We start from the raw sequence: 26,647 nt of genomic DNA, 5'->3' as shown, positions 1-26,647 counted from the left end.
GTGCTATTAGCCCTGAACTAAAGTTCCGGGCGGTTGTGAAAGCAAACAAAACAACCGTATTCATTTTATCAATCTGGTAATCTCTCTAAAATCTCCCTCGCAATATTCCCCCAATATTCTTCTTTATATTCAACATATATCTCTAACGCTTTTTGTAAATTCACCCTTGCTTCTGCATAATTTTCTTGTGCTTCTGCCAGTGCGCCTAAACAGTGGTATATTCCAGCTTGAGAATAGCGATCGCCAAATTCGACTTTGATAGCTAAAGCTTGTTGATAAAAATCCCTTGCTTGTGCATATTCCCCCATTTCTTGGGCTACTCTTCCCAAATTATGGTAGCTGCTAGCTTGAGACAAGCGTGGGCTTTGCCCGCCGAAGGCATCGCCAAATTCGATATAGATAGATAAAGCTTGTTGATGAAAGTCCCTTGCTTGTGCATATTCCCCCATTTCTTGGGCTACTATTCCCAAATTGTTGTAGGTTTTAGCTTGTTCATAGCGATCGCCAAGTTCGATATTGATAGCTAAAGCTTGTTGATAAAATTCTCGTACTTGTGCATATTCCCGCAAATTTTGGGATACTATTCCCAATTGGTGGTAGTTTTTAGCTTGTTGAGAGCGATCGCTAAATTCGATATAGATAGATAAAGCTAGTTGATAAAAGTCCCGTGCTTGGGCATATTCCCCAGGGTAAGAGCATCTCAATTAGGCTTGACATAAGGGATGTGAGGAATCTAATGTAGAGTCAAGAAAACAACAACTGAGAACTTGAATCATGTAATTGTTGTCCATACCAGTGCGTTTCATTTTTTGGCGGAGACTACGTTTGTAAGTTTGTTCGCGATTGAGAGCATTGAGAGCAATGCGCCGTAAAAGAGCAAAATTACGGGGACTATGGAAAGAGCGAATACGGCAGGAATCCTCAGCAAAAGTGCAATCAAGAGTCCAATGAGCTTGGTTTTCAATCCCCCAGTGTTTACGGATAGCCCGACCTAAAAGTTGAGCATCACTGGGTAAAGAAGAGAGATAAAATTGAACTTCACGAGTAGTTTTATTCCAAAGACGACGCTCCCGAACAACCATGACTACAGTTTGAAGTCCAGCCCAGATTTTGGGTTGGTAAAGTTCACCAACAGCCGAAATAGGAACAGACCAAACTTGACGGATTTCCGTGCGGTGATGTCCTTTCTCAATGCGGTGATCGTAACTGACATCAATGCCTTGAAAATCCTGTGTAGATGATGTTTCAAACCATTGTTTTACCTGATTATAGAGAGTTGGATGATTTGCCTTGAGTGCTAAAACATAATCTGCTTTTTTATCAATAATCTTTTTGGCAATCTCAGTTTGAGTCCCCATTGCATCAATAGTGATAATAGCTCCTGTCATATCCAATAATTCTAATAATGCCGGAATTGCTGTAATCTCATTGGATTTATCTTCCACTTTCATCTGTGCCAAGACCAAATTCTGTTCACTTGCCCAGGCACTAACAACGTGCAGTGCTGATTTCCCTTGATTTCGGTTGTAAGAACCCCTAATGGTCTTCCCATCTATGGGAATTATCTCTCCTCCCATGTTTGTGACTAGGCTTTCTATCCATCTGCTGAAACAACGATTTAATTCTTCAGGGTTAATGAACTCAAATACCCTTCGGAATGTGTCATCTGAGGGGATGCCATTTGGTAGTTCTAAAAACTCTTCCAACCACTCCTGCTTGCTGATGCCGTAGTTCTCTATGTCTTCCCATCCTTGCGCTCCTCCTATCACTGCCAGAATTGCAATCACCAGGATATCTGTAAGTTGATGTTTCTTTGTTCGCTCTACTCTTGGGTCTTTGATGTCTCCAAAATTCTCGACTAAACTCTTTTGAATTGCTTCTATGGATGCCACCTGTACTGGCTTTGACTGACGGCAATTTCTCTTCTTGGAATCACTTGATTTAGTTTCAAATCCTGCCGACATAAAGTTTCTTTCCCGGTGTTTTCAGAGCGATTGCATTGCTTTCATCCCATGTCTTTTGCTCTGCTGTCAAGTGTATTTTTTATCCCTTTGCTTATGCTTATCTTAGTCATTTTGTCAAGTTCATACTATACCAAATTAGATGAGCTTACCCTGGGCATATTCCCGCATTTCTTGGGCTACATATCCCAACTGGTGGTAGGAAACAGCTTTCCAGAGTTGTTTTTGTCTTTCTTCTTTACTAGTTAGAAGATCATAAATTTGTAATGTTTTTTCATAAGATTTTTGAGCTTCCTTGTACTGTTTGGCTTCAAACTGACATCTGCCAAGTCTAGCAATTGCAAATGCTATTTGATGTCCTAACTCACTCTTGATAACTGGAGTTGAATAATTATCCAAATGCTGACAAACTGTTTCTGCTAATTTTAGATTGCTAGAATTATCATTAATCAATTCAAAATATTTATACAAACAGAAATAAATACTAATACTTTCTTGTTTATCTAAAAAAATCTGCAACCCATTATATAAATTCTCATATTCTAGCTTACAGAAAAATATCCCCAATTGTCGCTCTTGGGCATCTTTCGAGTCCATTAACTGCTTGTAAGAATCTGCCAAACCTAAATAATGGTTTTTAAATCCCTCTTGCAATGCTTCACAAGTTGCAGCGTCAACAGTTGCTAATTTAGTCTTCAAAAAGTAGGGAAATACAGGCTGAATTGTTAACATAAGGTGAATCTTTATCCATTGGCGATAATAAACCCCAGTTAATTGCTTCTTGAATAGCATCATCAAGTTTATCAAGTTGATAATTCTGAAAAGGTTCTAATTTCTGCAATTCATTGATATAATTAGGAATATCTGCACGATGAATAAACCCACTAAAAGGAGCTAAACAAATCAGCAATTTTTGCGCTTCTGGTGATAAATTACTGTGAGAATATTCCACACATTTTAAAATACTCTTAGTCTTATCCTCACTAGCAACATCTAAATTTACATCTGCTGCTTGCAAACCCTGTAAAATTTCCTGTGGTGTTTGCTTTTGCAAATTTGCTAACACAACTTCCATCGCTAAGGGATAACCGGCTAACAATTTCATTAACTTCTGAAAATCCCCATCTTGGCGAATCTTCTCAATTTTGTGTGGAGGTATATTTGTTTCTAAAATCTTCTCAGCTAACTCCGTCCGCGCTTCTTGATCTAATCCTTGCAATTCATAAAGATTGAATTTAAAAGTTTGCTGCTGTAACCATTCTTCCCGACTGCGTGAACCTAACACCACCAAAGTTTGACCACCAACCAACCGCCCAATAAAATCGCGGATTTGATTCCGTTCTGTTTCTGGTAAAGTATTTTGAATCGCTAATTGTTGTCCTGTCACTGATTCTAAATTATCTAAAATCACGGCGTAATTTTCAGCCCGTAACTTGGCGACTAATTTCTGTATTTGCGCCGTTTGAATCATTGCTTGAAAATTGGCAAATTCAAACTTTTGATATATCTGTTGCCCAATAAAAAATAAAATTTGGTCGAGTGTCCAGGCTTTTTCATCGTAGCCAAAATAAAAGGTATTTTTAACAAAGTTAGTTTTCTGCCACCATTCCCGCAGATAATTTAATAGAGTTGTTTTTCCTGTTCCTCCCATTCCTTGTAACAGCAAAACATTGTGTTTTAACAACGCTTTCTCAATTTTGAGAATTTCCAAATCTCGCCCTACAAAGCCATAAGTCGGTAAAGGAAAGCGATATTCACTACCAACAGTTTCAAAATATTTCTCCTCTTCTTCTGCTGTAAACTGACGTAAATTAAAATTCACCGACTGGTTATAATAAACCACAGGTAATAACCAATCTTCTAACTTAATCAACTTATTAAAATAGGCTTTCCGTTCCTTATCATTAAACAATTCTCGCCGACTTAATCTAATAGCTTCTGTGATAGGTTTATCAGCAAACAAATGTTTATATAAATGTTCCATCATCAACTTAGCCGCAGTCACGGTGACAGAATAACCCATTGCTACCACCATCTGCATTCCCGCACTCATCAACCGACTTCCTAAACTGGTTTCTCTGACCTCTTCTTCTGTATTTTGTAGAGATGTTGTTGTGTTTTGTAGAGACGTTCCATGGAACGTCTCTACATTATTTTGAGGGAGAGGTGATTTCACCTGTTTACCCGACTGACAAGCATTGAGAATACACACAGGAATACCCTTACCAGTCAGCAAAGCAGCTAATTCCGACGCTTCTACCAAATCAACCTTTCCCTGATTCTCTCCCTCAAAGGCCAAAAACGCCTTTACACCTTCAAAAGGCTGCAAATCATCCCGGCCATAGCGTCCTTTGAACAAATAACGATTAACTGCATTGGGTTGTTGCACCTGTTCATGAGTTAATAACGCCCCGTGCATATCCAAATGAATGATGTGATAAAAATTCGCGCCCTTGGTTTCCAAATGCTGAGATAATGCCTGATATGTTCCCGGACGCAGCAACTCTACATTTACCCGTAACTGACCATTTTCGATTAACTCCAACATGGGACGGGAAATTGTCCGATAACCCACATCCTTTTCTTCATCAGGACGCGCTACGACTACCAGCAAATTAATAACTGGGGAAGTTGGCAAATTTACAGAACCGACAGCAGAGTTAACGCTTTTCCGCACCATTACACAATCTACGGCTAAAGGTCGAGGAAAATCTGGGTCTTGTAATGCTTCCCAATGCAGGGCTTGAAATTCCGGCGTTTTACTAATTATTTCTATTTGTACTTGACTGAGATTATTTTTAAGTTGTTGATATTTGCTGTAAGCTTTCCGATGTTGAAAAACCTGATCAAACAGCTTTTCACCGTAGGTTTTAACGCTATTTTTTGCCCTTTCCGCTTTGACTGTATCCACAATGGGATAAACCAGCCACTCTTCAAAGTACCATTCTAGTTCCTGTTCTTCCTGGGGAGTGAAGGGGTCAGTAATAATAATGTCATATTCACCATCACCAAAACTGAGACTGGCTGCAAACCCTGTTGCTGTTTGCTGTTGTTCCCTAATGGTAATCACTGCCACAGAATCATACTCCCCAATCTAAAAGCAAGTATATACTGTTATATCCTACACAATGATCTTAGTAACTGGTAAGTTGTTATTCTGCACATCAAGGGCGGGCAAGATGCCCACCCCACAAGAGTTACATTAAATGAATGATGGATTATATGCAAATGAGAGGATGTTCAGCTTATTACACGCAAAAAAAATTGCCCCCTGAATTCAGGAGGCGTACAGCCAAAAGTCATTTCCTTAACAAGCGGGTGCTTGTGTATACTTTTAGCTGGCAACGTATTCTTTAACATTGGCGCGACGGCGACGTAAATGTGCAAGAGCTTGATGTTCTAATTGACGGACACGTTCACGGCTGAGGTTCAACCGTTCACCCACTTTTGCTAAAGACATTTCATTGCCATCTTCTAAACCAAAGCGCAGGGCTACAACTTCACGCTGTTGGGGTGTGAGTTCTGCCAACAGGTTATTGAGATCTTGGCGCAAGAATTCCTGAGTGGTGTAATATTCTGGTGATGGCCCATCATCTTCGAGCATTTCTTGCAGTTCGGTATCTTGGTTATCACCAACTCGTACATCTAATGAGACTGGTTGACGTGCCATGTTCAAATATTCACGAATCTGAGCAGGTTCTAGTTCCAGTTCTTTGGCGATTTCTGTTGGTGTTGGGGATCTTCCCAACTTTTGCGCCAATTCCCGTTGCACTTTTTTAATTTTGTTCAGCTTTTCGGTAATATGGATAGGTAAGCGGATTGTTCGACCTTGTTGTGCGATCGCTCTCGTAATTGCTTGGCGAATCCACCAATAAGCATAAGTCGAGAATTTATAACCCCTCATAGGATCAAATTTCTCTACTCCTCTCTCTAACCCCAAGGTTCCTTCCTGGATTAAATCCAGAAATTCCATATTTCGCTTCTGGTACTTTTTCGCAATAGCTACAACCAAACGCAAATTGGCTTCAATCATTTTTTGCTTGGCTCGCTTACCTTGCGCTACCGTCTGCTTAACTTCGTTTTCAGATTGGTTAACATGAGTAGCCCACTCTGCTAAACTAGGTTCATGATCTAGTTTTTTGGATAAAGCTTCTTTCGCATCCAGCAAGGTCATCATTTGTTGCACTTGCTTCCCATATACAATCTCTTGTTCACGGGTTAGCAGCGGCACACGACCAATTTCCCGCAGATAGGTTCTCACCATATCAGCCGTGAATTTGGTGTTGAGGTTTTCATTTTGGGTTTTAACAGTAGGCATTGGTGCGTTGTCCTCTACTCCCTAAACAAAATAAATATTTTCTCAATTAGGGTGGATTGAGAAAGATGGTATACACATCAATGAACATTTGTGCGCTACCATAAGCGATTAATTTATATAGTCTTTTTTAGGACGGTGCTATCTGGGAATGGGTTCCTCTACCCTCCCTTAATTATGGAATCTCTCTCGCAGCACACTGAGTTGTTTTCAAGAATTCTTCTTTCCTTTTACTCACTGTCCGTAACTGTAAAACACGAAGTCAGTATGAGTTCTACTTTTATGTTAAGGCAGATCTGGCGGATAGTAAATAGCAGCAGATTAAAGCTCTCTATTATTAAAGTAAAATAGCCTAGCTGCTAAAGTTTCTTAGGAAGTCCCTGAAAAACGCTGACTATATCTATAGTGACGTTAAAAACCCCTCTTCTGTTGCTTACAAGTAGCCGGATAACCGAACTTATGAAGCTCCTCTAATGGAGGGATGTCACGAAATAGTAATGAGTTTTGAGTCCTGAGTAATTGGTAGATTTGTTGCCAATGGTTAAAAACCTAAGTCAGCTTTAGCTAGTTCTGCGGCTGCAAAAACCTCTGCGTCTGACTTCTCCTCCCAAATTTGGTCGCCAATTTCGGCGTAGAAAGCGGAATCATAAGGACGTGTACGCACAACTACAGGCATAGGCACGGCATGACCCAAAACTAGGGCTTGTTGCTTGGAATCTAACTTTGCTAATACTGATCGCAAAGCTCCAGCACCAGATACACCTGTAAAAATGGCATCAATATCTTTCTCGTCGTTAAGCAAAGCAGTGATGCGAGTACCAATTTGGGACATGACTTCATTATCTATCCCCGACGGGCGTTGATCAACTACCAAAAGTGTTACGAAATATTTCCGCAGTTCTCTAGCTATAGTTCCAAAAATTGTACTTTGTACCACTCCTGGGTCAAGAAAGCGGTGCGCTTCCTCAATTGTAATCATTAATGGCATGGGCCGATCTAAGGGATTTTTACTTTGCAGAAACTTATCTGCTCTTTTGACATAATGTTCGTGAATGCGTCTGGTGATCATATTTGTCACCAACATATAGGAGAGCATATTCGACTGGGAACCAAATTCTACCACAACATTTTTCCCAGCTTCGAGAGATTGTAAAATTTTACTGATATAGTTTTGGGGACAAACTGCCCGCATATATTTTAAACTATCTAAACGTAATAATTTACGCTGTAATGAAGTGATTGATCCTGGGTGTCCTGGCTTGTCATCACAAAAAATTTTAATATCTTCACCAGTCATATTGAATAATTGGGGAATCCAAGATTTACCCAACTCGTTAAATAAGATATTGGCATTATCTAAAGCTGCATCTGAGAGTCCTAAATCTCTGCCACATAATTTAATATCTTCTACTTCAATTTGCTCATAGCTCAGAAACAGTTCTTGAGCGTCCCGTACACCCCTGCGCTTGGTTGATTCGGGGTCAAGGGTATAAACTTCAACTTTACCGGGAAATAACTGTTTTAAACCTTTGACGGTGTTAACTTCTTTGCCTTCAGCTACTGCTTCCCAACCATATTCTGAGTGCATATCAAAGATTAAGTTAACAGCTGCATTTTTGCGAATGACACCTGCTAAAAGTAACCGTGTCAGGAAGGATTTACCGGTTCCCGATTTACCAAAAACGCCGTTACTTCGTTCCACAAACCGATTTAAATCAATACAAATCGGCACATCCATATCTAAAGGTTTACCGATAGAAAAGTTCTTTCTATGAGGGTCATCTTCCCAACCAAACACCTTCCGAAAATCTTCTTCACTGGCTTCGTAAACTTGGCTAAAGTGACTAGGAATAGTTTTAACTGGTAACAATTCCATCGTCGTGCTGGTTTGGGGTTGAAATGATGCTAAACCATTGGTAGAGGGAGTAAAGGGATTGATAGATTTACCATTGGTGGAGAAGGAAGTTTCCTGAGATTCGGGGGTAAACATCAACATTGGTGCGAGGTTGATCATGCCATAAGTACCACTGCCGGCTAAAACTTCTCGCAAAAATGTATCATCCCAACTTGGGGGACTAGCTATAATCCTGGCATTGGCAGCGCTTAATGCTACATCAGTCAGCATACAGAAAAAGCGCGATCGCACCCCTTGTACTACTAAAAATTTCCCCACCCGCATATCTTCTACAGAAATATCTGGGTGTAATCTAACTTCTAATCCACCTGTAAGCGAACCTTGGATGACTGAACCTAGTGGTTGGACTGAATTCATTTTATTAGTTATTCATCATTGGTAGGTAATGGGTGATTGGTGATTGATGATTGGAATTAATTGGTTATAACTCTTCCCTGTCACCTGTCACCTGTCACCTGTCACCTAATTACTTAATCAATTTGAATCGAAGTTGGTGCGCTTCCAGCAGCGGGAGGTTTACCTGATAAAGGTTTTCTAAATTGAGTGTAGATGCGATCGCGCCAAGTGAAAAATGCTTCATAATCAGGATTATCCGCTAAGATGGGCAATCCTTTACCTCTCAGGGCTTCTGGTAAATCCAAATAAGCCCCTTCTGGGAACTTCAAGAATATAGACAAACCGGCGACTGTTAAATCAGCTATGGTTGGTTCATCTCCCAAGAGATAGGGACTATCTGCTAATAATTCTGTCAAAATTTCCACATCTTGTTTTAAACTAGCGATCGCAGAACTAATTACATCTGGACTGAAACCCACCCCAAAACCCAACACACTGAGAAAATCAGCGGGGACACCTTCAACCATGCTTTTGAAAATATCTGGTGTGGAGACGGGTAATAAAGACTTACGAAAACTCTGATCTTGACTAATGGCAGCAAATAGCGCTTTTCTACCCTTAACACCTATAGATTCATCAGCCCAATCTTCTAGCAATAATGCGGTAGCACGTTTCTTGGGACTAGTCGGTATCAGCGGACGATCTGGATATTCAGAATCTAAATATTTAGCGATCGCTGTAGAATCTACAATATATTTATGACCATCCTTCAATACTGGAACTTGTTTCTGTCCGGTTAAACGAAACAGTTCGACTTGTCCAATCCCTGGTGTAACCTCAATTTTGCGATACTCCAACCCTTTATAATCAAGGATTAGACGCACTTTTTCTGAATATTGAGATAGTTCCCACTGATATAATTCCAGCATATTCTATTCCTTGTAACTAACTTATTATTTATTGCTTTTACAATTATATCTTTAGTATAAGTAATTTTTTCATTATGTGGAATCATTTGCTCGTTTTACAATTCAAACTAAAGTTAAAATTTCGCCTTTTTTGGCGCAATCAATAACCACTTCCAAATAAATATATCTAAAAATCATCACACTTTTATAATCATTATTAATATCAATCCACTAGACGAACTCTTAAATCTAATGAGTGAGCTTACATTCCGCCTATCGAACATTTGATTTTATAATGAAGTACACACCAATTTATTCCCTGTTCCCTGTTAAGAGTTCCCTAAAACGAAAAAACTTTGTACCTCACAAGCATGGGAACGGCTATAGTATATGGGGCTAAAGCTGGGCGTGCCATACTCAATATAAGATTTGAGGATGTATCAGATCTAATAGTATCAATAGATATTTCACATCTGAGAAAACTTACGAATATGCCAGTTGCGTAAATCTTGAAATACAATAGAATTGTCAAATTCGGCAATATCAACAACTGATTGACCCAAACTCATTACATAAGCCTTGTATAGAGGTTGTGGGCAAGGTTTCTAGAATATTTGTTACCAAATTTACATTAACTTTTGGATAAATTATGCTGATCATTCAGAGCAAACAATCTATAAAACTTTATCTTAACAGCGCCAACTAAGTTTTGGCAAAAAAAAATAGACTTCCTGTTGTAGTTATATTTTGGGTTGGCAAAATGCTATAAGTTTTTATGTAGCTTGTTAACAATGAAGACAAACCAAATTTATGAAGGCTAATTACAGCAAATTATTGACCAACCTCGCGGGCATACTAGGAGTAACTGGCTTCAGTCTCCTGGTAACTTTACCATCTAGAGCGAATGAAATCCTCAATCCCCATCAAAGCATACAAGCAAATTCTCAATCCATACCTGCTAACCAGGCTTTAACAACAGAAAATGGCAACAGTAAAAGTCAAACACAAATAGCCCAAAGCAAGGGAAGTGGAGTACTCAATCCTAGACCAAATATTTTCAACGAACCTCCCTATAGTGGTCGTACCGTACCCAGTGAAACACCACCAGTCAGACCAACTCAACCTAAAATAGAAGCGCCAACAACTCCTGATACCAAACCACAACCAACCGAGACAACTGAAACTAAAAACGTTATAGAAGTAGCGGAATCAGCGGGTTCTTTTACAATGCTCATCAAGGCTTTAGAAGCCGCTGGACTCACAGAAGTATTGAAAGGACAAGGGCCATTCACTGTTTTTGCTCCCACTGATGCAGCTTTTGCCAAATTACCACAAGATGCTGTAGCGGACTTGTTAAAACCAGAGAACAAGGAAGTATTGGTCAAGGTTTTAACTTATCATGTGGTACCTGGGAAAGTCCTTTCCACCGATTTAAAATCAGGTCAAGTTACTAGTGTGCAGGGTGATCCCATTAGTGTCAAAATCGATCCGGCTAAAGGCGTATTTGTAAATGACGCTCAGGTTACTAAAGCAGATATTCCAGCCAGCAACGGAGTTATTCATGTAATTGATAATTTAATTTTGCCACCTAGTTTGTAGATTGGCAGAATTTTTTTACTAACAACCAACCTGGAAATTGAGTAAAATACAAATTCATCAATAATACAAAAAAGCCACAGTCTTAAGGCTGTGGCCTACCAAGGTTAAAGTATGAATTCAGACTTTATTTAATGTGAGTTCGACTAATTTGTAGAACCTCTCTGGTAAAGCCCTGACCTATGTAGAGGGTGGGTTAAAATGCTTAATTTTTGGATATCTTCACAAAAGATTTAACTGACCCTCTCTTTGTCGGAGAGGAGTTGGAGAGAGGTGCATCGAAGTCACATTTATTTACAGTTAAATTAGCGAGATCTCGCAGTAGTCTTGCCATCACTAGACTTTGTTTCTTGCAGTAATTGTGGCATTAACTGCTCTAGCTTTTGTGCTGTTTGCTCTTCTTGTTGCAAGTTTTGCTGTAATAACTGTACAACTTGTTTTTGTTCCATCTGTTCAGCACATTTTATTAAAGAGCGATAACAGGCAATTTCCAAATGTTCGACTGTTAATTGTCCTCCTACTATCCCCTGTTCCAGAACTTTTTGACTATCTGCTGCCAGTAGCATGAATTTTTGACCATCACTAATCACACCAGCGGCAGCATCACAAGTAATCCGTTGTGGTTGTGTTCCCAAGATATTAAAAACTTGCTCTAGGTTACTAATTTGCTGCTCAGTTTCGCTAATATGAGTCTCAACTAAAGACTGTAACTGATGGTTTTGACAACATTGCCAGATCATCTGCTGGGCTTCTAAGAAGCGATTTTCAGCATCATACATCACACCAACTTCATAGATGAACTTATCTTGTGAATTGGTGATTTTCTTTGTTCCTGGACGTTCAGTAATTTGAACCATTGTGAATCTCCTGAATATTTAACGCTGTGATTGACAGTCGTTCCTCAACCCTACGTTGATTTTTCAGTCTTCTCTTCATACCTGAGTGTTAAATCGGACTGCTAATTTGAATACATCAGCATCGGTCTTGGGGCTTAAGTAGTGAATTACGTTAAAGTTAAAGATAAGTAAAGAAAACGCTTTTAACTATAATGACTGTTCCCAGCTTAGAGATAATTTCTACCCAGTTAGAAAGTCCAAATTTGCGCGATCGCATGGTAGCCTTAGCCAACTTGCGCCACATATCCCCAGAAGATGCCGTACCTTTAATTAAAAAGGTCTTAGATGATGAATCCCTCCAACTGCGCTCAATGGCAGTATTTGCTCTAGGGATCAAACAAACCCCAGAATGCTATCCTATTTTGGTGAAAATTTTGGAAACTGATCCAGATTATGGTATCCGTGCTGATGCCGCTGGCGCTTTAGGATATTTAGGAGATAACAGAGCATTAGAAGCCCTATCACGGGCATTTTATGAAGATACCGACTGGCTAGTAAGATTTAGTGCCGCCGTATCCCTTGGTAACATTAAAGACCCCCGCGCCCGGACAATCCTCATTCAAGCACTGGATAGCAAAGAAGTCGTCATCCAACAAGCTGCTATTTCCGCTTTGGGAGAAATTAAATCCATTGACTCTGTAGATAATATCCTGCGCTTTGCCCAAGCCGAGGATTGGTTAGTGCGGCAACGTCTAGCTGAAGCTTTGGGTAATCTACCCACACCCAAGAGTATCTCAGCTTTGAAATACCTGGAAAAAGACAGTCATCCCCATGTTGCTGAAGCTGCGAGAATTTCTTTGAAAAAACTGGAAGAAATAGATAAGCAAGTTTAAGTTAAAGGACTCCTGCTAGATTTTAATAATAAAAGTAGGATTTTTAGAATTTTGATACAGGATCATTTGATTTATGAATATTGAAGAGTTTTTTGAGTTAAGTGCTGGTAAATGGTTTTCTCATCGCACCAGTCACCATCTGGCTTTTAAGCAATCGGAAGATGGTAAATCAGATATCGTGATTGAGATGCTGGCCGCAGATCATCCAGAAGTGATCAAATTGTGTCAACAGTATGAAATTGAACCTAGTACAGCTTCCTGTGGTGCGCGAGTTACCTGGAACGGAACAATGGAATGGGATGAAGAAAAACACCAAGGTTCTACCGTCTTAGCCACCGTTCCTGATGTAGATAACCCAGACGAAGGTAAATTACTGCGGGAAATGGGTTATGCGGAAAAAGCCCCCGTTGCTGGCAGCTATAAAATGGGCAATGATGGCGCTCTTACCCTCATTACTGAATATGAAACCATGTGGTCTGAAGAACGCTTGTGGTTTGCCAGTCCCAATTTACGGATGCGGGTAAGTGTGCTGAAGCGATTTGGTGGGTTTAGTATGGCTTCTTTTACTTCAGAAATTCGTATGGGTAGTACACCAGCGGCCAAAGCGGCTGAGGCTGCTAATGCAGTTAATGCACCCGCAGGATAAAACCTGAATATTGACATTGGTAATGGGTAATGGGTAATGGGTAATGGGTAATTGTTAATGGATAATTGGTATTTATCCCCTGCACCCTGCACCCTGCCCCCTGCTTCTATCTTCTGAGATCAAATCTACCCAACCAGCCGGACTAGCATATAATTTCCAAGGGGCGTATGCTCTCTACTGGATAAGTCAAAGGGGGATAGATGACACTTAAGCGGTTGCTGTTAATTGGGCTGACATTGTTTGCACTCATGTTGTCCGGCTTGTCTTTATTTGGTAGCTGGCAAAAACCTCAGTTCCAAAGTCGTTTGGAATTATACCAAACCAATATTGTCTTACAAGCCCAAGCATGGCAGCCAGAAGATAGCAACAACGATAATTTTCTCGCAATTCGGGCAGCGATACTGGGTGATAAACCTTTAGAAAGTGCTACCAAGCAATATCAACAAGCGCGTGAGTCTGTCCAAACTAATTTAGATAAAGCTGAAATCAAATTAGCAAAATTGCTCTTGCCTGATATTACTGCTGTCACACCTCCTAAACCCTTACCAAACGACCCTCTAGAAACCAAAACCTCTCTTCAAGAACAGCAGCAACAGTTAAAAAAGTCTGTTCAACAACTGCAAAAATTGCGGGATGAATTAGACTTGCGGCTGGGAATCTTACAAGCCAAACAAGGACAAATAGAAAATGCCCTCACAACTTGGAGTCAAGTACAGCAACGCTCAGATATCAAACCAGAATTTAGCGAAACAGCTAAGGTATTAAATGGAGTTTGGAGTAACCCCCCTCGTCTACTCCCCAATTCTCAACAACTTATTCAAAAAAATTTAGAAGGTTGGTTTCAGTCTACTGCTTTGATTCAGCTATACCAACTCCAACAACGTGAAGATGTTCTCGCAGATGTTCTCGCTGCTCAACAAGCTGCTGCTACTGATGCAGTATGGAAATTAGCAATAATTGCTACTATTCCCAGTTTCACAGCGTTAATTGGTGTCATACTGCTGGTGGCTTTGGTGATTCAGCGTTTACTGAAGGGAAGAGAATCTATATTAGCTGAAAATGGTGAAAAGCCTTGGACTACTCCTTGGAATGCAGAAACAGTTTTACAGGTTTTTGTCCTGGGATTTTTCCTGATGGGACAATTGTTTATACCCGCAATTTTAAACACCTTACCGATTCCTCGTGGCACAGGTAATGCACGAGTCCAGGCTTTTTCTGTGTTGGTGAGTTACTTGCTAGTTGCATTCGGGGCGCTATCCGTGCTTTATTTTTCCATTAGGCGCTATTTACCCCTCTCAGAAGACTGGTTCCGCTTCCGTTTTCAAAGTAATTGGTTTCTGTGGGGATTGGGTGGCTACTGCACTGCTTTACCGATTGTGGTGGTAGTGTCGTTGATTAATCAACAACTATGGAATGGACAGGGTGGAAGTAATCCACTGTTACAACTGGCGTTGGAAAGTAAAGATAACGTCGCATTGGGGATATTTTTCTTTACTGCTGGGATAGCTGCGCCATTTTTTGAAGAATTTCTGTTTCGGGGATTTTTGTTGCCCTCTCTAACTCGTTACATTCCAGTTTGGGCAGCCATTGTCGCCAGTAGCTTGTTATTTGCTGCTGCTCACCTCAGCTTATCGGAAATTCTGCCTCTTACTGCTTTGGGGATGGTATTAGGAATAGTTTACACGCGATCGCGCAATCTCCTTGCCCCTATGCTCCTCCACAGCCTCTGGAATAGCGGCACATTACTCAGTTTATTTCTCTTAGGTAGTGGAAATAATTAATACTAAAATTTACGGTTGTAAAAATTCAAAATATTTGATTACATCAACAATTAAAAAGGATTCCACAAACAGATAATTTTTCTGTGTGCATATGCACTGACAACTCCGCAAAAAAATGTATCCTCATAACTATAGCGAACTCAAAAAAGTCCGGACATAATCTCTATAAGCCTGTAAATACTAGCATAGTATGACAAGTTTTTGCCGATTATTAGGGTTATTCTCCTCACGAGAAATGCTGCGCTTTTGAAACTCTTTTGCCTAAAAAACATCAAACCCTCAAACCAAAAACTTTTTAGGTTTTGATTCTGGGGTTTTCAGCATATTGTCTGATAAATCTGTAAACCTGCTGCACGGAAATTTGTGAGCCAATTTACTAACAACCATCAACGAATATGATATTTTCAGGTGTTGTTGAAATATACAGCAGTTTGCGTAGTTAGGAGTTACAAAATCTAAATTGAAACCTATATACAAAGCCAGTACATAGCGATGAGTAACGAGTAACGAGTAACGAGTAACGAGTAACGAGTAAGAAGGAGAGTCAAGCACTCGGTACTTGGTACTCACAACTCTTCCGACTCCTGACTCCTAGCCCTAACGGAAATACTTTTATGCCTAACGGCACGCTACGCGAACAGCAATTCCTAGCTATTGATATTACAGCATTCAGGAGTAACAGCCTTTTGTCGCATAGTTTTGGGATAAAATTTTTACCCCATGTACTCGAAATATGCTTGAAGGCGTACTTTTACTATCAGAAGAAAAGTATATTTAGTTCCTAAATATATTTAATTATTCTTATTTCATGAATGAATTTAATCATACATCGCACATTCAAGAGTATCAATAAATATGGCTAATCTCAACCCATCTCACGCTACTAAACAACTTTTAGCTGGTTATTGTGGTATTATTTTTGGCGGATTTGGACTACATAAATTTATTCTTGGTTACGCACCAGAAGGTTTTATTATGTTAGTCATTTCTATAGTTGGTGGTTCTCTGACTTATGGATTTACATTAATAATTATGCAACTCATAGGTTTAATTGAAGGTATGATTTATTTGAATAAAAACCATGAGGATTTTGTCAATACCTACTTTGTGAATAAGCAGGGCTGGTTTTAGAATTTATATTTGGCTACTTAATAATTGCCTATTACCTAATAATATGCCAATCCTCAAATCTAAACAAATTACTTGGGTCATATTGTTGCTGGTAAGTATGGCTTATTTCGGCACTACATCTTGTTGGGAAATCAACTATTTTTACAAAAGCCTGATTTTTATGATTCCTGTGCAGATTGCATCTGTGATATATATGACTCATCTGCACTGGAGTCGTCATCGACGATAGTTGACCAAAAAAATGGGTTTAAAGCCTCGCCCACTTCGACAAGCTCAATGCATCGCTTTGAGGGCAGGGAGTATGTCAAAAGCGTAAATATTATAATTGACGCTTGGTCATAGTTTCAGATTTCGTCTACGCTCGAAGTAGACAGGCCTTTTGTCAGGCATTTAATTTTTCGTAGCGAATCTAAAAACCTGCCATGCAACTTCTAAAAGAAACTGAACTTACCCCAGAATCTACCCCAATTACAGAAAAAATTATTTTAGATGTTGGGGGTATGAAGTGTGCTGGGTGCGTGACAGCAGTTGAAAGACAGCTAAATCAACATCCTGAAGTTAAAAACGTCTGTGTCAACCTAGCGACAGAAGTAGCTGTTGTAGAAGCAGAAATTGGTACAGTAGATCCTGATGCACTGGCAAAGGCATTGACAGCAACGGGATTTCCTACTCAAACACGCAAAGCCAACACCACATTAGCAAACCAGAAATCAGCCTTAGAGGCATCAGCAGCTAGACAACGAGAGGAAATGCAAGCTGCATTCAGACAGTTGGTGGTTGCTGGGGTGTTGTTGCTATTTTCAGGAATTGGTCATTTTGGGAATACGATTTTCCCGATTTTAAATAATATCTGGTTCCACTGTGGACTAGCTACGGTGGCGCTACTCATTCCCGGTCGCCCTATTATTATAGATGGTTGGCGCGGTTGGCGACGGGGTGCGCCAAATATGAATACTTTGGTGAGTTTGGGAACTTTGACGGCTTATACTGCCAGTTTGGTGGCGCTGTTGTTTCCGCAAATGGGTTGGGAATGCTTTTTTGATGAACCGGTGATGATGCTGGGCTTTATCCTCCTGGGCAGGACGTTAGAACAACAAGCTAGAGGTCGCGCTGCGGCGGCATTTAGGCAGTTGTTAGCACTTCAACCCCAGATAGCGAGATTGATTGCTAACCCAGATTCACAGAAATTAGTTTCAGGAGCGAATATTGTCGAGATACCTGCGGAACAAGTGCGGGTTGGTGAATGGTTGCAGGTGCTACCAGGAGATAAAATTCCTGTTGATGGTGAGGTGCGCTTTGGACAAACTACTGTAGATGAATCAATGTTAACTGGGGAAGCTGTTCCAGTTATGAAGCAATTAGGAGATGTAGTTGCAGCGGGAACTATTAACCAGTCTGGTGCGATCGCTATTCAAGCCACTAGAACAGGTAATGATACTACTTTGGCGCAAATTGTCGCTTTGGTAGAAGCTGCCCAAACTCGCAAAGCACCTGTCCAAAAATTAGCAGACACTGTTTCTGGTTATTTTACCTATGGGGTTTTAACTGCGTCTTTGTTGACATTTGTGTTTTGGTACTTTTTCGGTACTCACATTTGGCCAGAAATTAACGTTGCTGGTGGGATGGAAATGATGAGTCACTCGACACATCATCAACCAAGTACACATTACTCACCGCTGTTAATTAGTTTAAAATTAGCGATTGCTGTGATGGTCGTCGCTTGTCCCTGTGCTTTAGGTTTAGCCACCCCCACTGCTATTCTCGTCGGTACTGGTATAGGTGCAGAACGGGGTTTATTAATCAAAGGTGGTGACGTTTTAGAACGAGTCCACCAGCTAGATACAATAGTTTTTGATAAAACCGGAACTCTAACTACAGGTAAACCAACAGTTACAGATTGTTTGCTATTGGCAGAAAATGCAGAGGAAAATTTATCCCTGATCCAACTAGCCGCAGCCGTAGAAAGCGGTACACATCACCCTCTAGCTAAAGCAATCCACCAAGCAGCAAAACAACAAAATTTATCAATTCCCCATGCTGTAGACTTTCACACTGAGCCAGGAATGGGAGTTTCTGCTCTAGTAGAAGGCAAAACTGTACTCTTAGGTAACACAGACTGGCTGAACTGGCATGGAATAGCTATCAGCGAAACAGCACAACAGCAAACACAGGAATTAGCAACAGCAGGGAAAACAGTAATTAGCGTTGTCGTTGATGGTACTTTAATCGGATTAATTGCTGTGAGTGATAGCCTCAGACCAGATGCAAAAGCCGCAGTCGAGAAGTTACAACAAATGGGTTTACGAGTAATTCTTCTCAGCGGTGATAGATTAGAAGCCGTGAGTGCGATCGCAGGGCAACTAGGAATACCCAGCACCAATGTCATGGCAGGTATCCTTCCAGCTAAAAAAGCCACTGCTATTAAATCTCTTCAAACTAGAGAAAATCTCAGCCCATCCAAATCTATCGTCGCTATGGTAGGAGATGGCATCAATGATGCACCTGCTTTATCTCAAGCAGATGTCGGCATTGCTTTACACTCCGGCACAGATGTAGCTATGGAAACAGCCGAAATTATCCTCATGCGCGATCAAGTTAGCGATGTTGTTGAATCAATTCAACTCAGTCGTGCCACCTTCAACAAAATACGCCAAAACTTATTCTGGGCTTTTGCATATAATACATTTGGTATCCCGTTAGCAGCAGGTGTTTTATTACCCAGTTTAGGTTTTGTCCTCAGCCCTTCCAGTGCAGCCGCACTCATGGCTTTTAGTTCAGTAAGTGTTGTCACCAACTCAGTTTTATTACGAAGCCTTGCTCATCGACCTTGACATCCCTTGAGGAGGCATACTAGGGAAATAAGTTAAAAAACTGCCAAAACTCGCCTTCTAGCCTAAAACCTCCAGATAAGCCTCAGTATTTCTTTCCTCGAATTCTGTCACCAAGGAGTCTGTGTTTAAACAGACTACTCACCTTTCTTTTGAAATCAACCATTTAGTCTCATCTCCAGCAGATAGATAGTATAGAGGGTTTAAAGCCATAGGCTAGGGAGACGCAAGTGTTGTGAGTCTTAGTTTGTCTACATCTGCTATCATGATTTGAGCAGGTATGGTATTCAACCACCTAGCCTATATCCTCAAACACATTTTTTCTGTAACAATACATAAAAAAATATTAAAGTGTCAGTTTTTTATACAAAAAATTAGTAATTTAAAAAATTAAACTTTAATAATATGTAGTTTTAATACTTATTAAATTCAATATTACAATTACATCCCTTGTCTGGAAAAATGTTAAAAGAAGATACCCCACCAACACTTGCAAATCAAAGTCCAACCAATCTTAGTAACCATCTGTCAATGGCAGCAGAACTCAATGAAAACCATCTACTGATTATAGAAGACGATCAAGGACGCAAAGAGTTTCCTTTAGAAAACCCTGTCTATTCAATCGGTAGAGACCGTAACTGTAATATTCGTTTAATGTCACAATTTGTATCCCGTCATCATGCCACATTGGTCAGATTACCACGCAAAAATAATAGTCAGAGTTATTATTACCGGATTGTGGATGGTGATCCCAAAGGAAAGCCTAGTTCCAACGGTTTAATGATTAATGGACGCAAAATACCAGCCCATGATCTAAAAAATGAAGACGAAATTGTTTTTGGACCCCAAGTAAGGGCCATTTATTATCTGCTAAAGAATACTCACCGCCCTGGGCAAACTGATGCAGTTGAGTATGATATTACACTTATCAACCCTGGCATGACAGAGGATATGGAAGACTAATTCAATAGCATTTAACTTACAAATTCAACGAACACTTGCAAGCATTTACAACAAACAACTAAAGACGCAAGCTAACACCATAATTCCCCTATTTGCTACAGATGGGGGAATAACAATTGCTAAAAGCCTACCTATTCAGACCTTACCCTATAGATATTCTCATCCTTCTATCCTCAACAATTGAGAAGATAGTTGGATTTTGAGCAATTTTAGCTTTTTAAGATAGCGTAATTTTTATTTGCAACCTCAGTAATTAAACTGGAATTAAAGTGTATATTTTTTACTAAATCACAAAACACTCGACACTTAAACATTCTTTCCTTGCTTCTTAAAAATTGTTTTTATAAATCCGATTTAAGCTCTCAAGCCCTTACTGCATCTGAATTAATAGGGAACAGGACATGATCAGTGTGACTTGAATCATAACATGAGCTTTTAGCTCAAGATATACTTCACAAAGTAGATATCCATTTGATGCTTCAGAAATGCAACCAAAGCGGAAAACTAATTTCTCCATAGAAGTAGTTCGGCGTTAAAAATTGTCGTTGGGATCAGGCAAGGGGGCAAGGGGAAAAAGGATTTTAGCCTTGTTTACTTTTATTGACACAGTTTGGTTTTATTCTGCCCACCTGCTTAATACATAGTTAAATTGTTGATTTAACGGTGTATTACATAGAAAGGGTGTTATCCCGAATCATTGCACAGCAACATTTTTTATAAAAGCATTAATGATAGAATTTGCATGACATCAAATTACACTGATTGGGATGATGATTTACCACCAGAACCGGAAGAAGTTTATCAAGACTTACTTCGCGCCCTGGAATGGAAGTCAGGGTTTGGTTTATATTTTGTCCAATGTACTCCTGTGGAATCAGACCGTTTTATTGCGAAGATTCCTAATGATATTCCCCAAAAAAGAATTGCTGTATTACGCTTGCTTGAACCAGTTGATAAGTTATATGAACAAGTAGCTGATTGTATTAAAGATCAACAAATTGATATTTTATTAATTAAAGGTCTAGAGTATTCCCTATATAAATATGAAAAAAGGAACTTTGGTGAAATCACTGAAGGACAATTTATAAATTTAACTAAAGTACCACCAATCCTCAATCATTTCAACCAACAACGAGAAAGATTTAGGGATGATTTTCCATTTCGGTTTGTTTTTTTATTACGCTCATTTTCCCTTAACTATTTAATTCATCGCGCTCCTGATTTTTTTGATTGGCGTTCTGGAGTATATGAATTACCGACCACACCAGAATTAGTTGAAGAAGAATCACGCCGTTTGCTGCTAGAAGGAGATTATGAAAAATATCTGCGACTGACTCCTGAGGAAAAAATTGAAAAAGTTCTAGAAATTCAAGAACTGCTCACAGAAAAACATCAAACAGATAATAATAAAGCCAGTTTACTATTTGAATTAGGAAATTTACTTTATTCTGCAAATGAATACGAAACTGCAATTACATTCTATGAACAAGAACTAAAATTTAAACCGAATGATCACTATGCTTGGTATAACCGGGGTAATGCTCTACGTAATTTAGAAGAACATGAAGGAGCAATTTTATCATACAACCAAGCTCTGAAATTTAAACCTGATGACCATTATGCTTGGTATAACCGGGGCAATGCTCTACGTAATTTAGATCAAAACGAAGAAGCAATTGTATCCTATGAAAATGCATTGAAATTTAAACCTGATGATCATTATTGTTGGTACAATCGGGCTAATGCTCTCAGGAATTTAAAACGTAATCAAGAAGCAATTTTATCCTATGATCAGGCTCTGAAATTTAAACCTAATGACCATTATACTTGGAATAATCGTGGGATTGCATTTCGGAATTTAGGATGTAATGAAGAAGCAATTTTTTCCTATGACCAAGCACTAAAAATTCAACCGGATGATCACTACGCTTGGTATAATAGAGGGATTGCGTTGCGGAATTTAGGACGTAATGAAGAAGCAATTTTTTCCTATGACCAAGCACTAAAAATTAGACCTGATGACCACTATGCTTGGAACAATAGAGGTAACGCTCTCGATGATTTAGGGCGCACTGAAGAAGCAATATTTTCTTATGACCAAGCACTAAAATTGAAACCTGATGATAACTTTGCTTGGTACAATAAAGCTTGTTGTTATGCTCTTCATGGTCATGTTGTGCAAGCGGTAGAAAACTTACAGCAAGCGATTAATCTCAACCCTGAAGAATTTGGAAAAATGGCAAAATCTGATTCTGATTTTGATTTAATTCGGGAAGATATTCGCTTTCAAGCTTTAATACAAGGAACGATTTCTTAATCCCTTCTATCTAGCCATAATTTGGGGTTAATTTTAATTAAAAAAACAAAACTTACTGGACATATTTAATATTTGTGTTTTATCTGTAATAAATTATTTTAATATTCTGACATTTATAATTTTTGCGATTAAAATTATATTGCCTGTTTTGATTAATTTTCAGCATCCCTAATACCATAAATACCAAACTGTTTACCAATGACCAACAATTCTGAATTACTAAAAAATCTCTACAATGCTTTTAACCCCTTTCAACCACTACCCGCAGGAGATCCTAACTATGTAGACTGTCAAGATGTCAGAGGAGATGCAGATATTCTGGAAGAATTAGGAAATCGGATTCAGTTGGCAAATCAATACACTTGCCAATTATATTCCGGCCATAGAGGTGCAGGTAAATCGACAGAATTGCTGAAGTTAAAGAAATATCTAGAAGAAAGACAATTTTATGTAGTTTATTTTGCTGCTGACGAAGAAGATATTGATTCAGAAGATGCTCAATATACAGATATTCTTCTTGCTTGTACTCGACGGCTACTCAAAGATTTGCGAACAATTGGTAATCCTCAACCTGTTCTCAATTGGCTCAAAGACCGTTGGCAAGATTTGAAAGATTTGGCACTGACTGACATTCAAATCGAGAATATGAATGTAGAAATGCAAATTAGTCAGTTTGCTAAATTAACGGCAAATTTAAGGGCTGTTCCCGAATTACGTCAACAAATCCGGGAAAAAGTCAATCCTCATACCGTCACTTTGATTAAAGTTTTAAATGAGTTTCTGGCTGATGTCAGAAAACATCTACCTAAAGATAGAAATAAACTAGCGGTTATAGTGGATAACCTAGACCGTATGGTCTTGGTAAAAGATGGGGAACGTACCAATTATGAAGAAGTTTTTTTAGATCGGTGTGAGCAACTCAAAGCTTTGGAGTGCCATTTGATTTACACTGTTCCCATTGCCATGGTTTATTCTACCAGGGCTACGGATCTTCGGGATGTATATGGTGATCCTCAAATATTGCCAATGGTGATGGTACGAACTCCACAAGGAGAAATTTATCAACCGGGAATAAATAAAGTTAAAGAAGTGATTTACCGGCGAATTAGGCAGTTTGCCCCAGATAAACCCCTAGAAACAGCCATATTCGATAACCGCGAAACTTTAGAAAGGCTTTGTTTAATGAGTGGAGGTCACGTCAGAAATTTGCTATTGTTAACACAGGATGCCATAGGTCGCACTCAAGATTTACCAATTTCTGAAAGAGCAGTTCGACGAGCCATCACTCAAGCTAGAGATACCTACCGCCGCGCAGTAGAAAACCATCAATGGATATTGTTGGCAGAAGTCTCCCGGTCTAAGCGGATCATTAATGATGATCAGTATCGCAATTTGATGTTTAATCGCTGCCTTTTAGAATACCGCTATTTGGATGAAGAAGGAGAGATGCATCGCTGGTATGATATTCATCCATTGATTCAAGGCATTCAGGAATTTAAAGAAGCTATAGAAAAACTCCCATGAATTTAGAGCTTAGTGACTGGGATCAAGATGTACCTGCTGAGGAATACGAAGAATATGAAAACCTCATCACTGCTCTGAAGCGCAAAGAGGGATTTGGCTTATTTTTTGTACAATGTTTAAATCGAGAAGCAGAGCAATTAATTAATAAAATTTCCCTCTTCTTACCTGATAAAAACATTCAAGTTTTACGCTTAACTGAGCCAATTGATACTCTGTATGACCAGTTACTAGATATTTATACTAACAAGCGATTTGATATTTTATTGATTACAGGTCTAGAATATTCGCTTTATAAGTATGAAAAACAGCAATTTGGTGAAATAACGGAAACACATTACAGTGATTTAAGCAATGTCCCGCCAATTCTAGACCATTTAAACCAAAAAAGAGAACTAATTAGGGATAAAATTCCTGTTATTTTTGTTTTTTTGGGACATCCATTTGTAATAGATTATTTCATTCATCGCTCCCAGGACTTTTTTGATTGGAAATCATCAAGTGTATTGAAATTAACAACAATCCCAGAATTAGTCCAGGAACAATCATCTAGCATCAGCAGTAGTGAGGCGTTTAGCTCGTGCTGAGTACTGAAAAAATTAGTATTTTAGGTGAACTCTATCTATTTGGGAAAGCTGGACAAAAGCTTCCTCCCTCAAAAGATAGAGCGTGCAACCCAAAGCTTGTTGTAAAATAGACAATAGAACAATTAGGGGGGGCCAGTTCGCTGGTCATGTACGTCTATAGAGACCATCTTTGGTAATTTGCAAGGTTTGAAGTCCAGCCATCTGAAACAACTACAGCGGCTGTACCATCAGCGTATATCGGGCGATCGCATCACAACATCCGAGTTCGCCCAACGTCTGGCAGCAATTAGCACAGAACTAAATCAGCCTGTATGTGCCTACCTCAACCGTCGCGGACAAGTTATCCGGGTGGGGGTAGGCACTCCGCGTCAAACCCAAATTCCACCGCTAGAACTGCCCCGTTACGGTGCGGAACGTCTGAGTGGTATTCGCTGTATAGCAACCCATCTCAAGCCAGAACCGCCCAATGAATCAGCATTGACAGCAATGGCACTGCAAAGATTAGATGCTTTAGTAGTATTGAATATTACTGGTACGGGATTCACAAAGCGGGGTGGTGGTGCGGCAGGCTATGTGAAAGAAGCTTATTTAGCTCATTTAGTAGCTAATAGTAAACAGCTAGTCTTAACTCAGGCTGGGGGAATTAGTACGCCAGACTCAGCTTCCTATTCCAGCATATCGCCACCTTTGAGTTTAGATGCGATCGCCGAACAAGATTTTCTGGACTTGATAGAAAGTTTAGAAGAGGAATTCCGTCGTGAATACATCGCTCAAGAAGTAGATGCTGATCATGATCGCGTCGTCATTGTGGGTGTAGTCACTGATAGCAGCACTGGCCAAGAATTCCAGGACACCATCGCCGAATTGGTGCGGTTAGTGGATACGGCTGGAGGAGATGTCTTACAAATATTGCAACAAAAGCGATCGCGCATTCATCCTCAAACCGTCATTGGTGAAGGTAAAGTCCAAGAAGTCGCCCTCACAGCCCAAACCTTAGGCGCTAACCTTGTCGTCTTTGATCGTGACCTCTCACCGGCTCAAATCCGTAACCTAGAAGCACAAATTGGGGTCAGAGTCATTGACCGTACAGAAGTAATTTTAGATATCTTTGCCCAACGCGCCCAATCTGGTGCAGGTAAATTACAAGTAGAACTAGCACAGCTAGAATATATGCTGCCACGACTCACAGGTCGGGGTAAAACCATGTCCCGACTAGGGGGTGGGATTGGGACACGAGGCCCTGGTGAAACAAAACTAGAAACAGAACGACGGGCTATTCAAAAGCGGATTTCCCGACTGCAACAAGAAGTTAACCAGTTACAAGCACATCGTTGTCGGTTACGTCAAAGACGACAACATCGAGAAGTTCCGTCTGTCGCTGTAGTGGGTTACACCAACGCTGGCAAGTCTACCCTGCTCAACGCCCTTACTAACGCCGAAGTTTACGCAGCCGACCAACTTTTTGCCACACTCGACCCCACCACACGCCGCTTAATTATTCCCAATGCGGATACCAATGAACCCCAGGAAACCCTAATTACAGATACAGTAGGGTTTATTCACAAGTTACCCCCCTCCTTAATGGATGCCTTTCGCGCCACTTTAGAGGAAGTAACAGAAGCTGATGCCCTATTACATTTGGTGGATTTGTCCCATCCTGCCTGGTTAAGTCATATTCGCGCAGTTAGGGAAATTCTCGCCCAAATGCCCATAACTCCTGGCCCGGCGTTGGTGGCTTTTAACAAAATTGACCAAGTTAGTAGCGAGGCACTAGCTTTAGCGAAGGAAGAATTTCCTCTAGCGATATTTATCTCAGCTAGTCAGCGTTTAGGTTTAGAAAACCTCCGCTATCGCCTATCTCAGTTGATTGAATACGCGGTTGATGATGGGTAAATAGTTTTACCTATGTTTCATTAGACTTAAACCTGGGTGGGGAAGTGGATCATGACCTCTCTGCTCAGGTTTCATTATGATTTATGGGTTTTTCTTCCCACCTAACCCGACGTGAGTTCGACATAAGATAATTTGTGGAAAACTCGCCACAAGTAGGAGTTTCAAACCCTTATTCTCTCGCTCTTAAAAATCATAACTCCGTTCGCGTAGCGTCTCCGTT

At 39.9% G+C, this 26,647-nt stretch carries 18 protein-coding genes and 1 pseudogene; 12 read left to right on the top strand and 7 right to left on the bottom strand.

Annotated features, from left to right (window positions below):
- Positions 1-68: 68 nt before the first annotated feature.
- The 6 genes and pseudogenes from AC012T_RS07440 to AC012T_RS07415 all read right to left on the bottom strand — a co-directional run bounded on the left by AC012T_RS07440 (position 69) and on the right by AC012T_RS07415 (position 9,456).
- The gene (locus tag AC012T_RS07440; protein ID WP_487064444.1) at positions 69-704 is read right to left on the bottom strand and encodes a tetratricopeptide repeat protein; all 636 of its coding nucleotides are present in this window, start codon (positions 702-704) and stop codon (positions 69-71) included.
- Positions 705-1,964 carry an ISAs1 family transposase gene (locus tag AC012T_RS07435; RefSeq protein ID WP_487059489.1) on the bottom strand — a complete coding sequence of 420 codons (1,260 nt, stop codon included), beginning with the start codon at positions 1,962-1,964 and terminating at the stop codon, positions 705-707. It lies immediately after the preceding gene.
- A 144-nt stretch (positions 1,965-2,108) separates the two neighbouring features.
- Positions 2,109-5,037: pseudogene (locus tag AC012T_RS07430) on the bottom strand (CHAT domain-containing protein); the annotation flags it as partial.
- 258 nt (positions 5,038-5,295) lie between these two features.
- Complete coding sequence (locus AC012T_RS07425; protein WP_438889332.1) at positions 5,296-6,279, bottom strand: RNA polymerase sigma factor, RpoD/SigA family; 984 nt, start codon at positions 6,277-6,279, stop codon at positions 5,296-5,298.
- A gap of 538 nt (positions 6,280-6,817) precedes the next feature.
- A complete protein-coding gene (locus AC012T_RS07420) occupies positions 6,818-8,548 on the bottom strand; it encodes a helicase HerA domain-containing protein (RefSeq protein ID WP_487064442.1) in 1,731 nt (576 codons plus the stop codon).
- Between the two features lie 113 nt (positions 8,549-8,661).
- On the bottom strand, positions 8,662-9,456 hold the full coding sequence (locus AC012T_RS07415) for a glutathione S-transferase (protein ID WP_487064440.1): 795 nt from the start codon (positions 9,454-9,456) through the stop codon (positions 8,662-8,664).
- Positions 9,457-10,245: 789 nt separating this feature from the next.
- On the opposite strand from AC012T_RS07415, the gene AC012T_RS07410 reads away from it, so the two are divergent.
- The gene (locus AC012T_RS07410; RefSeq protein ID WP_487064438.1) at positions 10,246-11,034 is read left to right on the top strand and encodes a fasciclin domain-containing protein; all 789 of its coding nucleotides are present in this window, start codon (positions 10,246-10,248) and stop codon (positions 11,032-11,034) included.
- Between the two features lie 302 nt (positions 11,035-11,336).
- Here AC012T_RS07410 and AC012T_RS07405 read toward each other — a convergent pair whose 3' ends face one another.
- Positions 11,337-11,888: a YciE/YciF ferroxidase family protein gene (locus AC012T_RS07405; protein ID WP_487064436.1), complete on the bottom strand. Its 552-nt coding sequence runs from the start codon at positions 11,886-11,888 to the stop codon at positions 11,337-11,339.
- 191 nt (positions 11,889-12,079) lie between these two features.
- Between AC012T_RS07405 and AC012T_RS07400 the strand changes: the two genes are divergently transcribed.
- The 11 genes from AC012T_RS07400 (at position 12,080) to hflX (ending at position 26,427) form a co-directional block, all read left to right on the top strand.
- Positions 12,080-12,760 (top strand): HEAT repeat domain-containing protein, encoded by a 681-nt coding sequence (locus AC012T_RS07400; RefSeq protein ID WP_487064434.1) that lies wholly within the window; start codon positions 12,080-12,082, stop codon positions 12,758-12,760.
- A 73-nt stretch (positions 12,761-12,833) separates the two neighbouring features.
- Complete coding sequence (locus tag AC012T_RS07395) at positions 12,834-13,406, top strand: phycobiliprotein lyase (RefSeq protein ID WP_487064432.1); 573 nt, start codon at positions 12,834-12,836, stop codon at positions 13,404-13,406.
- 200 nt (positions 13,407-13,606) lie between these two features.
- A complete protein-coding gene (locus AC012T_RS07390; protein ID WP_487064430.1) occupies positions 13,607-15,187 on the top strand; it encodes a CPBP family intramembrane glutamic endopeptidase in 1,581 nt (526 codons plus the stop codon).
- Positions 15,188-16,042: 855 nt separating this feature from the next.
- Complete coding sequence (locus AC012T_RS07385; protein WP_487064428.1) at positions 16,043-16,318, top strand: TM2 domain-containing protein; 276 nt, start codon at positions 16,043-16,045, stop codon at positions 16,316-16,318.
- A gap of 43 nt (positions 16,319-16,361) precedes the next feature.
- Entirely contained in the window at positions 16,362-16,547 is a 186-nt protein-coding gene (locus AC012T_RS07380) for a hypothetical protein (protein ID WP_487064426.1), read from the top strand.
- 193 nt (positions 16,548-16,740) lie between these two features.
- Positions 16,741-19,149: a heavy metal translocating P-type ATPase gene (locus AC012T_RS07375; protein ID WP_487064424.1), complete on the top strand. Its 2,409-nt coding sequence runs from the start codon at positions 16,741-16,743 to the stop codon at positions 19,147-19,149.
- 459 nt (positions 19,150-19,608) lie between these two features.
- Entirely contained in the window at positions 19,609-20,109 is a 501-nt protein-coding gene (locus tag AC012T_RS07370; protein WP_487064422.1) for an FHA domain-containing protein, read from the top strand.
- Positions 20,110-20,851: 742 nt separating this feature from the next.
- Positions 20,852-22,426 carry a tetratricopeptide repeat protein gene (locus AC012T_RS07365; RefSeq protein ID WP_487064420.1) on the top strand — a complete coding sequence of 525 codons (1,575 nt, stop codon included), beginning with the start codon at positions 20,852-20,854 and terminating at the stop codon, positions 22,424-22,426.
- A 198-nt stretch (positions 22,427-22,624) separates the two neighbouring features.
- Positions 22,625-23,950 carry an ATP-binding protein gene (locus AC012T_RS07360; protein ID WP_438889310.1) on the top strand — a complete coding sequence of 442 codons (1,326 nt, stop codon included), beginning with the start codon at positions 22,625-22,627 and terminating at the stop codon, positions 23,948-23,950.
- On the top strand, positions 23,947-24,534 hold the full coding sequence (locus AC012T_RS07355) for a hypothetical protein (protein WP_487064418.1): 588 nt from the start codon (positions 23,947-23,949) through the stop codon (positions 24,532-24,534). Before AC012T_RS07360 ends, AC012T_RS07355 begins: the two co-directional genes overlap by 4 nt.
- A gap of 156 nt (positions 24,535-24,690) precedes the next feature.
- Entirely contained in the window at positions 24,691-26,427 is a 1,737-nt protein-coding gene (gene hflX / locus AC012T_RS07350; RefSeq protein ID WP_487066501.1) for a GTPase HflX, read from the top strand.
- Positions 26,428-26,647 lie beyond the last annotated feature (220 nt).

It is taken from the genome of Anabaena sp. EIM26 (genome assembly GCF_057568715.1).
This window is presented reverse-complemented; position numbering and strand designations above follow the sequence as displayed.

What these genes read in the sequence shown, in the direction of transcription:
- AC012T_RS07415 (WP_487064440.1), bottom strand. Translation starts at nt 9,456, where the DNA reads ATGCTGGAATTATATCAGTGGGAACTATCTCAATATTCAGAAAAAGTG.
- AC012T_RS07375 (WP_487064424.1), top strand. Translation starts at nt 16,741, where the DNA reads ATGCAACTTCTAAAAGAAACTGAACTTACCCCAGAATCTACCCCAATT.
- AC012T_RS07435 (WP_487059489.1), bottom strand. Translation starts at nt 1,964, where the DNA reads ATGTCGGCAGGATTTGAAACTAAATCAAGTGATTCCAAGAAGAGAAAT.
- AC012T_RS07360 (WP_438889310.1), top strand. Translation starts at nt 22,625, where the DNA reads ATGACCAACAATTCTGAATTACTAAAAAATCTCTACAATGCTTTTAAC.
- AC012T_RS07365 (WP_487064420.1), top strand. Translation starts at nt 20,852, where the DNA reads ATGACATCAAATTACACTGATTGGGATGATGATTTACCACCAGAACCG.
- AC012T_RS07405 (WP_487064436.1), bottom strand. Translation starts at nt 11,888, where the DNA reads ATGGTTCAAATTACTGAACGTCCAGGAACAAAGAAAATCACCAATTCA.
- AC012T_RS07370 (WP_487064422.1), top strand. Translation starts at nt 19,609, where the DNA reads ATGTTAAAAGAAGATACCCCACCAACACTTGCAAATCAAAGTCCAACC.
- AC012T_RS07425 (WP_438889332.1), bottom strand. Translation starts at nt 6,279, where the DNA reads ATGCCTACTGTTAAAACCCAAAATGAAAACCTCAACACCAAATTCACG.
- AC012T_RS07385 (WP_487064428.1), top strand. Translation starts at nt 16,043, where the DNA reads ATGGCTAATCTCAACCCATCTCACGCTACTAAACAACTTTTAGCTGGT.
- AC012T_RS07395 (WP_487064432.1), top strand. Translation starts at nt 12,834, where the DNA reads ATGAATATTGAAGAGTTTTTTGAGTTAAGTGCTGGTAAATGGTTTTCT.
- AC012T_RS07420 (WP_487064442.1), bottom strand. Translation starts at nt 8,548, where the DNA reads ATGAATTCAGTCCAACCACTAGGTTCAGTCATCCAAGGTTCGCTTACA.
- AC012T_RS07355 (WP_487064418.1), top strand. Translation starts at nt 23,947, where the DNA reads ATGAATTTAGAGCTTAGTGACTGGGATCAAGATGTACCTGCTGAGGAA.
- AC012T_RS07400 (WP_487064434.1), top strand. Translation starts at nt 12,080, where the DNA reads ATGACTGTTCCCAGCTTAGAGATAATTTCTACCCAGTTAGAAAGTCCA.
- AC012T_RS07380 (WP_487064426.1), top strand. Translation starts at nt 16,362, where the DNA reads ATGCCAATCCTCAAATCTAAACAAATTACTTGGGTCATATTGTTGCTG.
- AC012T_RS07410 (WP_487064438.1), top strand. Translation starts at nt 10,246, where the DNA reads ATGAAGGCTAATTACAGCAAATTATTGACCAACCTCGCGGGCATACTA.
- AC012T_RS07390 (WP_487064430.1), top strand. Translation starts at nt 13,607, where the DNA reads ATGACACTTAAGCGGTTGCTGTTAATTGGGCTGACATTGTTTGCACTC.